This is a genomic window from Tsukamurella serpentis (assembly GCF_054780975.1).
Map to the genome: position 1 here is coordinate 663,888 of NZ_BAAGVH010000002.1, position 13,768 is coordinate 677,655.

At 70.8% G+C, this 13,768-nt stretch carries 11 protein-coding genes; 3 read left to right on the plus strand and 8 right to left on the minus strand.

Annotated features, from left to right (window positions below; translation table 11 throughout):
* Nucleotides 1-21 precede the first annotated feature (21 nt).
* The gene (locus ACYVHG_RS05540; protein WP_461166419.1) at nt 22-867 is read left to right on the plus strand and encodes a dienelactone hydrolase family protein; all 846 of its coding nucleotides are present in this window, start codon (nt 22-24) and stop codon (nt 865-867) included.
* A 6-nt stretch (nt 868-873) separates the two neighbouring features.
* Here the strand turns inward: ACYVHG_RS05540 and ACYVHG_RS05545 are convergent, their stop codons facing one another.
* The 7 genes from ACYVHG_RS05545 to rplM all read right to left on the minus strand — a co-directional run bounded on the left by ACYVHG_RS05545 (nt 874) and on the right by rplM (nt 6,440).
* Entirely contained in the window at nt 874-1,071 is a 198-nt protein-coding gene (locus ACYVHG_RS05545; RefSeq protein WP_461166420.1) for a hypothetical protein, read from the minus strand.
* A 9-nt stretch (nt 1,072-1,080) separates the two neighbouring features.
* Nucleotides 1,081-2,964: a hypothetical protein gene (locus ACYVHG_RS05550; protein ID WP_461166421.1), complete on the minus strand. Its 1,884-nt coding sequence runs from the start codon at nt 2,962-2,964 to the stop codon at nt 1,081-1,083.
* Nucleotides 2,957-3,253 carry a hypothetical protein gene (locus ACYVHG_RS05555; protein ID WP_461166422.1) on the minus strand — a complete coding sequence of 99 codons (297 nt, stop codon included), beginning with the start codon at nt 3,251-3,253 and terminating at the stop codon, nt 2,957-2,959. The genes ACYVHG_RS05550 and ACYVHG_RS05555 overlap by 8 nt, the downstream gene beginning before the upstream one ends.
* Before the next feature lie 68 nt (nt 3,254-3,321).
* Entirely contained in the window at nt 3,322-4,014 is a 693-nt protein-coding gene (locus ACYVHG_RS05560; protein WP_461166423.1) for an HAD family hydrolase, read from the minus strand.
* A 40-nt stretch (nt 4,015-4,054) separates the two neighbouring features.
* A complete protein-coding gene (gene glmM, locus ACYVHG_RS05565) occupies nt 4,055-5,389 on the minus strand; it encodes a phosphoglucosamine mutase (RefSeq protein ID WP_461166424.1) in 1,335 nt (444 codons plus the stop codon).
* Between the two features lie 95 nt (nt 5,390-5,484).
* Nucleotides 5,485-5,943, minus strand: a complete 459-nt coding sequence (gene rpsI, locus ACYVHG_RS05570) for a 30S ribosomal protein S9 (protein ID WP_461166929.1) — start codon at nt 5,941-5,943, stop codon at nt 5,485-5,487.
* A 47-nt stretch (nt 5,944-5,990) separates the two neighbouring features.
* A complete protein-coding gene (gene rplM, locus ACYVHG_RS05575; protein WP_461166425.1) occupies nt 5,991-6,440 on the minus strand; it encodes a 50S ribosomal protein L13 in 450 nt (149 codons plus the stop codon).
* A gap of 317 nt (nt 6,441-6,757) precedes the next feature.
* On the opposite strand from rplM, the gene ACYVHG_RS05580 reads away from it, so the two are divergent.
* Both ACYVHG_RS05580 and ACYVHG_RS05585 read left to right on the plus strand, forming a co-directional pair.
* A complete protein-coding gene (locus ACYVHG_RS05580; protein ID WP_461166426.1) occupies nt 6,758-8,095 on the plus strand; it encodes a hypothetical protein in 1,338 nt (445 codons plus the stop codon).
* 280 nt (nt 8,096-8,375) lie between these two features.
* Nucleotides 8,376-9,629 carry a hypothetical protein gene (locus ACYVHG_RS05585; RefSeq protein ID WP_461166930.1) on the plus strand — a complete coding sequence of 418 codons (1,254 nt, stop codon included), beginning with the start codon at nt 8,376-8,378 and terminating at the stop codon, nt 9,627-9,629.
* Here ACYVHG_RS05585 and eccCa read toward each other — a convergent pair.
* On the minus strand, nt 9,624-13,655 hold the full coding sequence (eccCa, locus tag ACYVHG_RS05590) for a type VII secretion protein EccCa (protein ID WP_461166427.1): 4,032 nt from the start codon (nt 13,653-13,655) through the stop codon (nt 9,624-9,626). The two genes, ACYVHG_RS05585 and eccCa, sit on opposite strands and share 6 nt — an antisense overlap.
* Nucleotides 13,656-13,768 lie beyond the last annotated feature (113 nt).

Sequence of the window (13,768 nt, forward strand, 5' to 3'; positions counted from 1 at the left end):
AGATCGGCTAACGTGAGCGGCGTGACTGATGCGAACAAGCTGGTGAAGCAGTTGCAGGGCCGTGGCCCGCATCGCGTGCTCAGGGGCGATCTGGGGGTGGCCGGTGTGCGGGGCGTGATCTACACCCCGGAGAGCGGCGTGAACCTGCCCGCGGTGGTCCTCGCGCACGACTGGCTGACGCCGCCGAAGCGGTACCGCAAGACGCTCGAGCATCTCGCCTCGTGGGGTCTGGTGGTGGCAGCTCCGGACACCGAGGGCGGTCTGCTCGGTTCCGACGCCAAACTCGCGCTCGACATCGCGACCGCGCTCGACGTGCTCACCGAGGTCCGTCTCGGCGAGGGTGACATCACCGTCAACAGCACCGTCCGCGGTGTGGTCGGCCACGGCTGGGGAGTGGGGGCGGCGCTGATCGCCGCGGCCGCCGACGACCGGATCGAGGCGCTCGCCGCACTGTTCCCGGCGCCCACCTCGCCCCGCGCGGAGCAGGCCGTCGAGCAGACCGACGCGAAGGCGCTGATCCTGGCCGCGGAGGGCGGCGAGCACTCGATGGGCTCGAACGCGGGCGTGCTGTCACTGCGGTACGGGGCGTCGACGGACCTGCGGATCGTTCCCGGGGCGGATCCCGGTGGTTTCGCCGAGGGCATCTCGGTGCGCGGTGCGCTCGGAGCGGGCCGGTCCGACAAGGCGACGCAGAAGACGGTGCGGGCCCTGCTGACCGGCTTCCTGTTGGGCACTCTGGGCGGCGAGAAGCAGTACCAGGTGTTCGCCGAGGCCGGTGCCGACCTCGGAGAGAGTTCGTACGTGTGGGATCCCGATGCCGAGCCGGAGGAGCCCGGCCTGATGCAGCGGCTACGCAGTCTGGCCTGATCCGTCTCAGCCCGCGCTGAGCCAGGAGGCAGGTTGCTCGGTGCGGCCGATCACCGCGATGGGTTCGGTGATGGGCGCCTCGTCGTCCGGGCCGGCGGGTGTCCGGTGCGCACCGGCGACACACAGCATCGTCGCGAAGAGTCGGTCGCGTTCGGCGACTCGTCGTGCGCGGGCGTGCATCTCGGTATCGGCGTGGTACGCCATGGTCTGCTCCTAGGGGACGGTGGTGGCGAACTCGGCTCCGCTGCCCGGTTCGGCGGGCGGGCATTCCTCCGCAGCGGCGGACGGCCTCGCCCCCTGCCCGCCGGGCCCGGCCGGGCGGCCCGGAGCAGCGCCCGCAGCCGGACCCGGAGCTCGGCCGGGAGCAGGGGCGGAGGGCGGCGGCGTCACCGGTGCGGTGTGGTCCGGGGCCCGTTCCGGTATCGGCGGCGCACCGGCGCTCGGCGCAGTACCGGCTGTGGCGCCACCCTGACTACTTCCGCTCTGGCTACTTCCGCCCTGGCTACTTCCGCTCGGGTTGCTGCCGGCCGGCGCCGGTGGCACCGGTTCCTGGGCCTGGTCCGGTCTCCTAACGAGGTCCGGTTCCGGTGCGACCGGCTTCTGCGCGCCGTCGGGTTCCGGGGCGGTCGCCGTGGGTTCGGACCTGTCCGCAGTCGCGTCCGCGCAGGTGAGCTTGCCGTCGTCGCCGACGCGGAGCGTTGCGTGCTGCTCGGTGCCGTCGGGCTTACGGACGGTGACCTCGACGGTCTTCCCGTCCGGGCTCAGGGTGGCCGTCACCTTGCCGGGTCCGGCGCCGTCCCCGGTCTTCGGCCCGCTGCGCCCGGCGGTGTCCTCGGCGCCGGGCCCGGCGGAGTCCTTGGCGCCCGGCCTGTCGCCGGACTTGTCGGCCGGTCCGCCGGCTCCCCCACCCTGCTCACCGGACTGGCCCAGACCGAGCCTGTCGGTGATCTCGGGCAGCAGCTTCGAGAGCCAGGCCGGCATCTGCGCGCCGGTCCCGAGGCCGCCCGCGGGCATCGCACCCGGTGAGAGCCCCGTCGCCGGGGTGCCGCCCGACGGTGCGGTGCCCGCCGGGGTCGCTGTCGGTGCGGTGCTCGCCGGGGTCGCTGTCGGTGCGGTCACGGGCGGGGCAGCGGGGGCCGCTGCCGGTGCGGCCGCGGGCGACGTCACGGGCGGTACAGCCGGAGTCGCTGCCGGCGCGGGAACCCCGCCGCGCACTCTGCCCGTCCCGCCCGTCCCGCCGGTCATGCCACCGCCGGCTCCACCGGACCGGCCTGCCCCGGACGTTGCTGCGGTTCCGGCCACCGGGGGCACGGCCGCCGGAGCGAGACCGCTGGACCGTGGTCCGGCGGGTGCCGCCGGCCCGGCCGGTTCATCCAGCCCCACCCCACCGGCGGTCAGCGGACCGAACGACGGTGCCGGGAACGGCGCGGCCTCCGCCGCTCCCGCCGCCGCAGCCACCTTCGCGTAGGCATCGCGGATCGCCGCCCGGGTCTCGGTGATGATCGCGGAGAACCGGTTGAGGTCCTGCTGCAACTGTTGCTCGAACTGAAACACCAGCATCGGCTGGCCGGCGAGGTTCGCCAGCAGGTGCGCCGACGCCGGGTTGCCCAGCCACGAGCCGATCGACGCCAGGGGTCCCACCCCGTCCACCGTCAGCGCGGACTGGCTGAACTCGCTGAGCCGGTCGATCTTGCCGGACACCGCTTTGACCACCGCATCGGCCACGCCCTCGGCTGCGGCTGCGGTGTTCTCCAGCACCACAACCGTCGGTTCACTGCGTCGCTGGTGGGTCGCCAGCGTCTGCACCGCGGCCCGTCCGGCGGCATCGGGCCACGCGCGTTCCACCTCACCGCTGGCCGCCGCCTGATCGGTGCACACCCGCCTCGCCACCGCGGCCTGGGCGCGCAGCATCGAGGCGTCACCGCGCAGAGCCGCGAGGTCGATCCCGCGCTCGAAGTCGTAGGGGCGGCACACCCCATCGGTCCAGTCGGGCCAATCGCGAGTGGAGATCGCTGCGGCGATGTCGAGCATCACCTTGAAGTACTGCAGCGAAGCCGCTCCGGCGTCGAGCAGATCGTCGACGGTCCGGTCAGCCACGGGAGATCCCCACCGCCCCCGCGGCATCGGTCCGCACGTGCGCCGTCGCCGAGGTCTGCAGTCCGCCACCGCACGCCCGGGCGCCGTCACGCCAGGCGTCCACCGCCCGCGCCAGCCCGGACAGCGCCGAACCGTAGGCCTGCCCCTCGGTGCGGTAGTTCCGGCCGAAATCCCCCGGCTCGGCGGTGTACCCACGGATCCGGCCGCCGACGGTGCCCAGCGCGTCCGCCGCCGCCTGGTAGCTGCCGCCGCTGCGCGCCACCGCAGCGGCGTCGATCCGCGTGCCCATGGCCGTCCCCCGTCACTCGCACGTCCCCGTCATACATTGGACGCGCCGGGCCGGTGATCGGTTCCCGATCAGGTGAGGGCGCCGGCCGCGCGTACCGCGTCGAGCAGGCCGGACGGCCGCTGGTCGACCGGAAGCGGCTCGACCCGGGTGAAGCCGCAGCCGATCGTGGCCGCGGCACCGTCGGCCTCGGCGCTGTCGCCGACCATCAGCACCTGCTCCGGCGGCAGACCCAGCTCGGCACACGCGGCCCGGAAGACCTCCGGATCGGGCTTGGCGTATCCCACCTCGAAGGACAGCACGAACGCGTCCACCAGGTCCTCGATGCGCTCGCGCCGGAAGGCGGGGCGGATGTCGTAGCCGATGTTCGAGAGCACGCCCACGCTGCGGCCGGATTCCCGCACCGCGGCCAGGACGCGGCCGGTGTCGGGATAGGCGGTCCAGTTCAGCGGATCGGAGAACTCACCGTAGAGCCGCTCGCGTTGCTCGCGGTCGAACACCCCGGACTGCTCCAGGACGTCGAGGTACGCGCCGCGGTGATCGGTGGAGCTGAGGTCACGGGCGTGCCAGGTGGCCAGTGCGGCGCCCTCCATCGGCACCGGCGGCCCGACGGGGACCGTCATCCGGTGCAGCAGTTCGCGCTGCGCGGCGGCGTCGAGCGGTCGGCCCTCGCGGTCCTGGACACCGGTGAACCACCCCGGCTCGGGTTCGAGCCGGAACAGCGTTCCGGAGAAGTCGAAGAGCACCCCGCGGTAGCCGGTCATTGCTACAGGGTACCGGTCGATGAAAACGTTTCGAGATTGCTCAGGAGATGAGCCCGGCGAGTCGCTCCGCGGTACCGCGGGCGAGTTCCTCGGTGGGCGCCTCCACCATCACCCGCACCAGCGGCTCGGTTCCGGACGGGCGCAGCAGGATCCGGCCCGCCTCACCGAGCGCGGCCTCCTCCGCGGCCAGCGCGGCGGTGAGGGCACCGTCGGCCATGGCGGCGGCCTTGTCCACCACCCGCACGTTGACCAGGACCTGCGGCAGCACGGTCAACACCGACGCCAGCTCGGCCAGCGACGATCCGGTCTGCGCCATCCGCTCCATCAGCTTGAGACCGGTGAGCACACCGTCACCGGTGGTACCCAGGTGCGGTAGGACCACGTGGCCGGACTGCTCGCCGCCGAGCGCGTAGCCGCCGGTGCGCAGTTCCTCGAGCACGTAGCGGTCGCCCACGGAGGTGGTCCGCAGGGTGATCGCGGCGGCCTTCATGGCCAGGTGCAGACCGAGGTTGCTCATCACGGTCGCGACCAGGGTGTGATCGGTCAGCTCACCGGCCTCATCCATGGCGATCGCGAGGATCGCCAGGATCGCGTCACCGTCGACGATCCGGCCGGTGGCGTCCACCGCGAGACAGCGGTCGGCGTCACCGTCGTGCCCGAGACCGAGGTCGGCGCCGTGCTCGACCACCGCGGCCTGCAGGCTCTGCAGGTGGGTGGAGCCGCAGTCACGGTTGATGTTCAGCCCGTCCGGGGCGTCGTGGATCGCGACGACGGTGGCCCCGGCGTCCTGGTAGGCCTTGGCGGCGACGGCGGAGGCGGCGCCGTTGGCGGCGTCCACGACCACCTTCAGGCCGGTCAACCGGTGGTGCACCGCCGATTCGAGGTGGGCGACGTACCGGTCCACGGCGTCGAAGGCCCGGACCACACGGCCGATCGCGGCGCCGGTGGGGCGCGGCGGCTGAGGATCGTCCATGGCCGCCTCGATCGCGTCCTCCTGCGCGTCCTCGAGCTTGTGCCCACCGCGCGCGAAGAACTTGATGCCGTTATCGGGCATCGGATTGTGCGAGGCGGAGATCATCACGCCGAGCGCCGCGTCGTACTCGGCGGTGAGATGCGCGACGGCCGGTGTGGGCATCACACCCACCAGACGAACATCGACACCGGCGCTGGTCAGGCCCGCCGCGACGGCCGCGGACAGCATCTCCGACGATGCCCTGGGGTCCCAGCCGACGACGGCGAAGGGCCGGGTAGCGCCCTGCAGGTCGTGTGCGCCGAGCACCGCCGCAGCGGCCGCTGACAGGCGCAGAGCCAGATCGGCGGTCAGATCCTTGTTCGCCAGGCCGCGTACACCGTCGGTCCCGAACAGACGCCCCATGGATTTACCTCACAACTGTGGTCACGAAGGGTGGAAACGAAACCAGGGCAGGCGCCCGCACGGATGCGGGTGCCTGCCCTGGTGGAAGCCTGCAATCAGCGCTTGCTGTACTGCGAAGCCTTACGGGCCTTCTTCAGGCCGTACTTCTTCCGCTCGACGGCACGCGGGTCACGCGTGAGGAAGCCGGCGCGCTTGAGCGCCGGACGATCCTCGGGCGAGACCTCGATCAGCGCGCGGGCGATGGCCAGGCGCAGCGCACCGGCCTGACCCGAGGGGCCGCCACCGGTGAGGTTGGCGGCGATGTCGAAGGACTCGAGGCGCTCGACGGTGACCAGCGGGGACTTCACCAGCTGCTGGTGCAGCTTGTTGGGGAAGTAGTCCTCGATGGTGCGGCCGTTCAGCACGAAGTTGCCGGTGCCGGCGGTCAGGCGCACGCGCACGACGGCCTCCTTGCGGCGGCCGACGGTCTGCACGGGACGCTCGACGACCACGGGACCGCGCGGGGCGCGGGTCTCGACGGTGGCCTCGGTCTCGGTGGTGTACTCGTTGGGGATGACTTCCGCGTCGGACGCGAAGTTCTCGCCGCTGTCGATGGTTTCGCTCACTGCTGCGCCACCTGCTTGATCTCGTAGGGAACCGGCTGCTGCGCGGTGTGGGGGTGGTTCGGGCCTGCGTAGACCTTCAGCTTGCCGCCGATGGCGCTACCCAGCTTGTTCTTGGGGATCATGCCCAGAACGGCCTTCTCGACCACGCGCTCGGGGTTCTTGGAGCCGAGCACCTCACCGACGGAGCGAGAGCTGAGGCCGCCCGGGAAGCCCGAGTGGCGGTAGTGCCGCTTATCGGTGAGCTTGGCGCCGGAGAGGGCGACCTTCTCGGCGTTGATGATGATGACGTAGTCGCCGCTGTCCACGTTGGGGGCGTAGGTCGGCTTGTGCTTGCCGCGCAGCAGGTTGGCCGCTGCGACGGCGAGGCGGCCGAGCACCACGTCAGAAGCGTCGATGACGTGCCACTGCCGGGTCACGTCACCCGCCTTGGGGGTGTAAGTAGGCACAGGAGATCCTCTGCTTAGTCGGTTCGGTGCCGGTCCTGTGCGCGGCGAGGGAACTCCCGGCGACCAACGGAGACCCGGGACCCGACTCCGCACCCCCGACGACCTTCCGGTCGGCGGGCAGCACGGCGCCACACACCAGCGAACCAGCTTACGCGTCCGGCCCACCGCAGGTCAAAACGTACGACGGTGCGCGGATCGGCACACCGACCGGGCGGGTCCGCGCCGGACACCGCCGGACGAAGCTGCGGAAACGTCGGGGTCCGGTCCCGGGATTTCCCCGATGTGCCCGCCGGTGCTGCGGAAATAGCCTTCGGGGCGTGAGCCTGCGCACCCCGGACGAGGCACCGTCCGCCCCCGTCACCGAGACCCCACCCGCCTGGACGCCCACACAGCGGACGGCCTTCCGATTCCTGTTCAGCCTCGGCGGCGGGCTGATCGTGCTCGCGGTGTTCGGCAGCCTCCAGTTCGCACCGGTGATGCCTACCGTGCAGGGCCCGTTCGCGCGGATCGGGGCGCTGGTCACCGGGACCGAACTGCAACTTCCGGCCCGGAGCAACTCCGGCGATTCCATGGGCATCTGGCAGTACCACATCGGCTGGGCGGTGGTGGCGGTGGTGATCACGGCGGTATGGACACTGTTGGACCGGCATCGCCGCGACTACCGGAGCCTCGCCGGCCTGCTCTGGCAGGTGGGTCGGACCGCGCTGGCGGCCGGGCTGATCTTCTACGGCCTGAGCAAAGCGATCCCCGTCCAGATGGGCTTCATGCAGTTGCCCACGTACGCATTGCAGGCCGCGGGCGACGTCAGCCGGATGAACGTGCTCTGGGGGTTCATGGGAGCCTCCGACGGCTACTCGATCGCGACGGGGCTGGTGGAACTGGTCTCCGGGCTGTTGCTGCTGTCCCGGCGCACCTGGATCCTCGGCGCGCTCGGGGCGATCGTCTCGATGACCCAGGTCCTGCTGGTGGACGTCTTCTACAACGTGCCGGTGAAGTTCCTCTGCTTCGAGTTCCTGCTGATCGCGATCGGCCTGCTGGCGCCGCAGTGGATCAACCTGGTTCGGGTGGGACTCGGCCACCCGGCCGCGCCGATGGGCGCGCTCTGGCGGGCCGCCGGCGCCGAGATCACCTGGTTGCGCCGCACCGGGAAGACGGTGGCAGCGCTCGCGGTGGTCTCCGTCGCGGCCGTCGGCCTGGCCGCCGGGGTCATGATGAAGTCCGCGCTCTCCGAGCCGCGGAGCGACCTCGACGGGGTCTGGCACACCACCTCCTTCCGGGTGGACGGCCGCGAGGCGACCCTCGCCACCGACCCGGTATGGATCAACCTCGCGATCACCCACCGCGGCCGCGGGATGTGGAAGGCCGCCGGCGACACCTACACGGTCCTGGTCACGCAGGACACCGCCGCGCGCGTGACGCCGTGGCAACTCGAGATCAGCGGCGACACCCTCACCGCGAAGACTCGCAAGTCCGGGCCGGAGACCGTGCTGCGCTACACACAGCCCGGCCGGGATCGCCTCGCCATCACCGGCCGGGTCGGCGGACGCGAGATCGCGGCCACGTACGAACGGCGTCCGATGAAGCGGGAGTCCGAGGGGCTGAGGTTCACTCACCCCGTCCCCGACGACGATGCGCCGACCCTCGATTTCCCGTGATGCCCCATTACATCTGTCACTTGGAGCAGTGATGAGTCAGCCATACGATTTGGCCATGAGCGCACCGCAGAGTCCCGCCGGACCCGCTGCTTCTCCCGCGGTTCCGCCCACTTCGTCCACCGCCCCGCCCGCTGCTTCTCCCACCACCCCGCACTCTGCTTCTCCCACCACCCCGCACTCTGCTTCTCCCACCACCCCGCACTCTGCTTCTCCCACCGCCCCGCCCTTGCCGCAGCCGCACTGGTCGAACGCTCGCAAGCTAGCCTTCCGGCTGTTGTTCGTGATCGGCGGCGGCATCCTGCTGCTGTCGATCTACGGGAACGTCGGGCTGGCGATGGTGTGGCAGTTCACCGGCGTGTGGTGGGTTCTGGCCCAGATCGGCAGTTACCTCACCCGCGGCGAGGGCGTGGACGTGGTGCTCAGCGCCGGCGGCGACGGCCTGTGGACGTGGTGCATGCACCTGGGCACGATCGTGGTGGGTCTGGTGATCGTTGCGGTGTGGACTGCGCTCGACCGCGATCGCCCGAACTACCGCTCACTGCTCGGCCTGCTGGGCGTGCTGGCCCGGTTCGGTCTCGCGGTGTCGATGCTCATCTACGGCATCGCGAAGGTGATCCCCACCCAGATGGGCTTCATGGCGCTGCCCTCGCACCAACTGCAGCTCACCGGCGACACCAGCCTGTTCAACACGCTCTGGGGTTTCATGGGGGCCTCGGTCCCGTACATGATCCTCACCGGTGCAGTGGAACTGGTCGCGGGAATCCTGCTGCTGTGGCGGCGTACCTCAGTGATCGGCGCGCTGCTGGCGATCGTGGCCATGGGGCAGGTCTTCGCACTCAATCTGTTCTACGACGTCCCGGTGAAGATCGTCTCGGGCCAGTTGCTGATCGTCGCGGTCGCGCTGACGTGGCCGTTCCTGCCGAACCTACTGCGAGTCGCGCTCAACCGCCCGCCGGGTCCCCCGGTCGCCGCGCTCCCCGTTGCGGGTGGCGGCGCAGCGTGGGCGCGGATCTGCGGCCACTTGGTCAAATTCGGCGCTGCGGCCCTGATGCTGCTGCTGATGACGGTCAACGGTGCCGTGACCGCGTACACCTTCTACTCGGTGCGCTCCCCGCTGGACGGGGTGTGGCGGGCCACCTCGTTCACCGTCGACGGCGCTCCGGCGTCGTTGACGCAGACCGGCCCGGCTCCGTGGTCGAATGTGGCGATCACCCTGCGCGGCAGTGATTCCGTGGGCGCCCTCAAACAACTCTCGACGACCTACGACAGTGTGGTGACCCAGGAACCGTCGGGCTACACCACCGCCTGGCAGATGGAGCTCAAGGGTGACGTACTGGAGATCCGTAAACGCAAGAACGACACTGCGATCCCGGTCACGGCGCGGCTCGACGGTGACCGCCTGCACCTGTCCGCGACGCTCGACGGCAAGCGCATCGAGGGGGTCTACGAGCGACGGTTCATGGAGCGTGAACGCTCCGGGTTCCGCCTGATCCAGCCCGACGACGCCGGCCCCAGCCAGCAGAGCGGTTCATGACGGACCGCTCCGGTCGGGTTCGGCGACCAGGGCTACCTGGACCAACTCCGTGCCGCGGGCACGGGAGACCCAGGTGCCGCGACCGGGTGGCATGGGGCACATCCTGACCGTACCGAGAACGGTTCCCTCCTCACGGGATCCGCTCATCACCAGACCGTCGGCCGCGAGGTCCCGGATCCGGGCCAGGAAGGCCTCGTACAGACCACGTGCCAGTCCACCACTGCGCCGCGCGATGATCACCTTGAGCCCGATGTCGCGGGCCTGCGGCAGCAGTTCCAGTAACGGCGCCAGCGGATTACCCGCGGCACTCGCGACCAGGTCGTAGTCGTCGATCACCAGGTAGACGTCGGGTCCGGTCCACCACGAACGGTCCTTGAGCTGCTGCGGTGTCACATCCGGGCCGGGACACCGTTCGCGCAGGATCCGCACCAGATGAGTGACCATGGGGCTCAGCGCATCCGATGAGGTCGCATACCCGGCCAGGTGATCGCCGTCGACCACGCCGAGCAGGGTGCGCCGGTAGTCCACCAACACGATCTTCGTCTGCTCCGGGCCGCCACTCGCGACCAGCGAAGCCATCAGCGTGCGCAGCGCCTCGGTCTTCCCGCATTCCGAATCCCCCAGGATCAGGAAGAACGGCTGCGTCTCGAAGTGCAGGGTCGCCGCTGCCAGTTCGGACTCGCCCACCCCGAACACCGCGTGCGTCGGAGGTGCGTCCCGGCGAACCGGGATCCGATCCCGCAGAATCAGATCGGGGAGCATCCGCACCTCGGGTGCACGCTCGGAGCACCGCCCTGCCAGATCTGCGACCGTGGCCCGCTGCGCCGCCGGCGGTTCCGCGTCGAGCACCGCGCAGGGCAGAGCGATGAGCATGTGCAGATGCTCCGCGGTGATACCGCGCCCGGGCCGCCCCATCGGGACCAGTGAGGCCACCCGGCGACTCATCTCCGAATCCATCGGGTCGCCGAGTCGCAGCTCTATCCGGGTACCCAACTGGTCCTTGACCGCCGGCCGGATCTCGCCCCACCGGGCGGCGGAGACCACCAGGTGCACACCGTACGACAGGCCCTGCGCCGCGATCGCGTTCACCTGCGGCTCCAACGGCTCGAACTCGGTGCGCAGCACCTGCCAGCCGTCGATCACCAGGAAGACGTCACCGAACGGGTCCGAGTCGGAAGCCGGGTGCTCGCGGTACTGCTCCATCGACTGCACGCCGTGCTCACGGAAGGCCGCCTCACGCCGCCGGATCAGCCCGGTGACCTCGGCGACGGTGCGCCGCACCCGGTCCGGATCGAGCCGTCCGGCCACCGACCCGACGTGCGGCACCCCGTCGAGACCGGCCAGCGAGCCGCCGCCGAAGTCCAGGACGTAGAACTGCACCTGACGCGGGGTGTGACTCAGTGCGGCCGAGACGATCACGGTACGCAGCGCGGTGGACTTGCCCGACTGCGGTCCACCGACCACCGCGACGTTGCCCTGCGCCCCGAACAGGTCCACTACCAGCAGATCCCGGCGCTGATCGTAGGGACGGTCGACCACGCCGATCGCCACCCGCAGTGCCGTGGCGTCGGTTCGGCGCAGGTGCTCCGCGAGTTCACCCACGGCGGCCGAGTCGTCCAGCGGAGGCAGCCACACCTCGTGCGCCGGTAGACCGTGCCCGGCGAGCCGGGCCACCATCGTCTGCAGCACCGACGGTGCCCGCCCGGCCCCCTGCGACTGGGGTGCCGGATCCGGATCATGGTGCAGCGGTGCGGCGAACACATCCGCAATGGGTTCGACCGGCGCGGGCGCATTGCGGTACTCACGTACCGTCGCCACTCCGAGCGCACCGAAGTGAGCGGACGGTACCCGCACATCCGGTGGCACGTACTCCCCCGAGACGTAACTGGCGTGGAAGCGGCGCGGCGGGTCGGCGTCGAACTTCAGGTAGCCGGCTCCGGGCGTCGACGGCAGCTGGTAGGCGTCCGGCACCCCGAGCACCGCCCGGGATTCACTGGCGGAGAACGTCTTGAGTCCGATCCGGTACGACAGGTGCGAGTCCAATCCGCGGAGCTTGCCCTCCTCCAGTCGCTGAGAGGCGAGCAGCAGGTGGATGTGCAGGGAGCGGCCCAGCCGCCCGATCGCGACGAACAACTCCGCGAAATCCGGCTTCTGCGCGAGCAGTTCGGAGAACTCGTCGACGATCACCACCAGCGCCGGCAACGGATCCAGTGGCGCCCCGTCCCGGCGGGCCCGCTCGTACTCGCCGACGTTGGCGAAGTTCCCCGCCCGCCGGAGGACCTCCTGCCTGCGGTTCATCTCGCCGGAGAGGGCATCGCGCATCCGGTCGACCATCGCGATCTCCTCCTCCAGGTTGGTGATCACCGCGGCGACGTGATGCAGGCTCTCCAGGCCCAGGAAGGTGGCGCCACCCTTGAAATCCACCAGCACCAGGTTCAGGTTCTCCGGCGGGTGGGTGGCCACCATGGACAGCACCAGGGTGCGCAGAAACTCCGATTTGCCGGAGCCGGTGGCGCCGATGCACAGTCCGTGCGGCCCCATTCCGTTCTCGGCGGCCTCTTTCAGGTCCAGTTCCACCGGCTCACCGCGCGGCCCCACGCCGATCGGTACCCGCAGTCGTTCCCGGGCCGAGCGCTCGCGCCACACGCTGTCCGGGGTGATCGCCGCCGCATCGGTGATGCCGATCAATGCGGGCAGACCGGGATCGCCCGGTTCACCGCCGGCGTCGAAGTCGAGCAGATCGGCCATCGACGCGGGACGGAAGCGCCCCACGGCCCGGGCGGTGACGGCGGCCGCGCCGACGGTGACCGCGTCCGGGCGGGCGAAGAACTCCACCCCGGCGCTACTGCGGGCACCCAGTCTGCCGCCGCCATCGTCGTTGTCGCCGTCGCCGTCGCCGTCGCCGTCGAGAACCAACTGCAGTCCGGCGCGCACCGCCAGCGACTCCGGCTGCGGGTCGAGGTCGATCAGGGTGACACCGTCGATCCCGGCTGCCACGTCCAACACCCCGCCCGGGGTGACGCGACTGCCGGCGTCGAGCACGATCACGTGGTGCGGGCGTGCAGGATCCGGCGGAGTGGAGCGCGCGAAGACGCCCCGGTCCGCGAGCTCGGGAGCGATCGCCTCCTCCAACTCGCCGGTCGATCCGTAGACGGTACGGGCCGGTCCGAGTGCATCGCACTGCACGGAGTGCGCCACGTGCGGGAGCCATTTGAGCCATCCCCATTCGGGGTCGTCCACTTCGCTGGTGGCGACGAAGATCCGGACGTGATCGGGGCCGTGCAGCACAGTCAGGCTCAGCAGCATCGCACGGACGGCGCCCAGCACCGCCCCACGCGGACCGTCGAGGCCGACGGCGGGGAATCCGCGCAGCGCCACCGCGACCGGGAGACCGGGCACTGACGCGCCGTGCCGGACGAAGGTGCGCAGCGCCACCGTCGAAACGGGTTCGAGGTCTTCGAGCGGACCGGTCTCGGGTGGTACCAGCCGGGTTGCCAGGCGCTGGCTGCCGACGCCGACCCGCACGTGCAGGAAATCCGGGTCGGTGGGGCGGCGCTCCCACATCCGCCGGGTGCCGGCGCAACCGAGGAGCGCCGCGGGGTCCGGGTGGGTCCATTCGAGCGCGGCGCGCTGCTCGGTCCGGGTGCGCTGGACCTGGCCGCGGATCTGTCCCAGGTAGCGCAGGTAGTCCTTGCGGTCCTCGTCGAGCTCGGCCGCCGAGGCGCCGGAGCTGCGATTGTTCATGCCGTACATGCCGAACATCGACATCAGCATCATCAGCGGGAACATCATCATGAACGGGCTGGCCATCATCGAGCCTCCCGAGGTGACCATCAGCGCGATCATGCCGATCACGGCGACCACCATCACCACCGGCAGCAACTTGCCGAGGAGCCCACCCGGCACCGCGCGCGGAATCTCCGGCGGCGCCTGCAGCGCCACCTCTCCGCCGGGTGTGCGCGGAGGTGCGAGCCGCTGCTTGCGTGCGAATCCCTCTGTGACCGGCTCGAACACCGTTTCAGCCACGATCGCCCCTCCCCGATCCGCGGTGCGCCCCCACGCTCCGCCGTGCCACCACCTAACACCGCGCCGGCCGGATCCGGGCGGATTCGGTGCGATCGCTGCGCGGTCCGCCGATC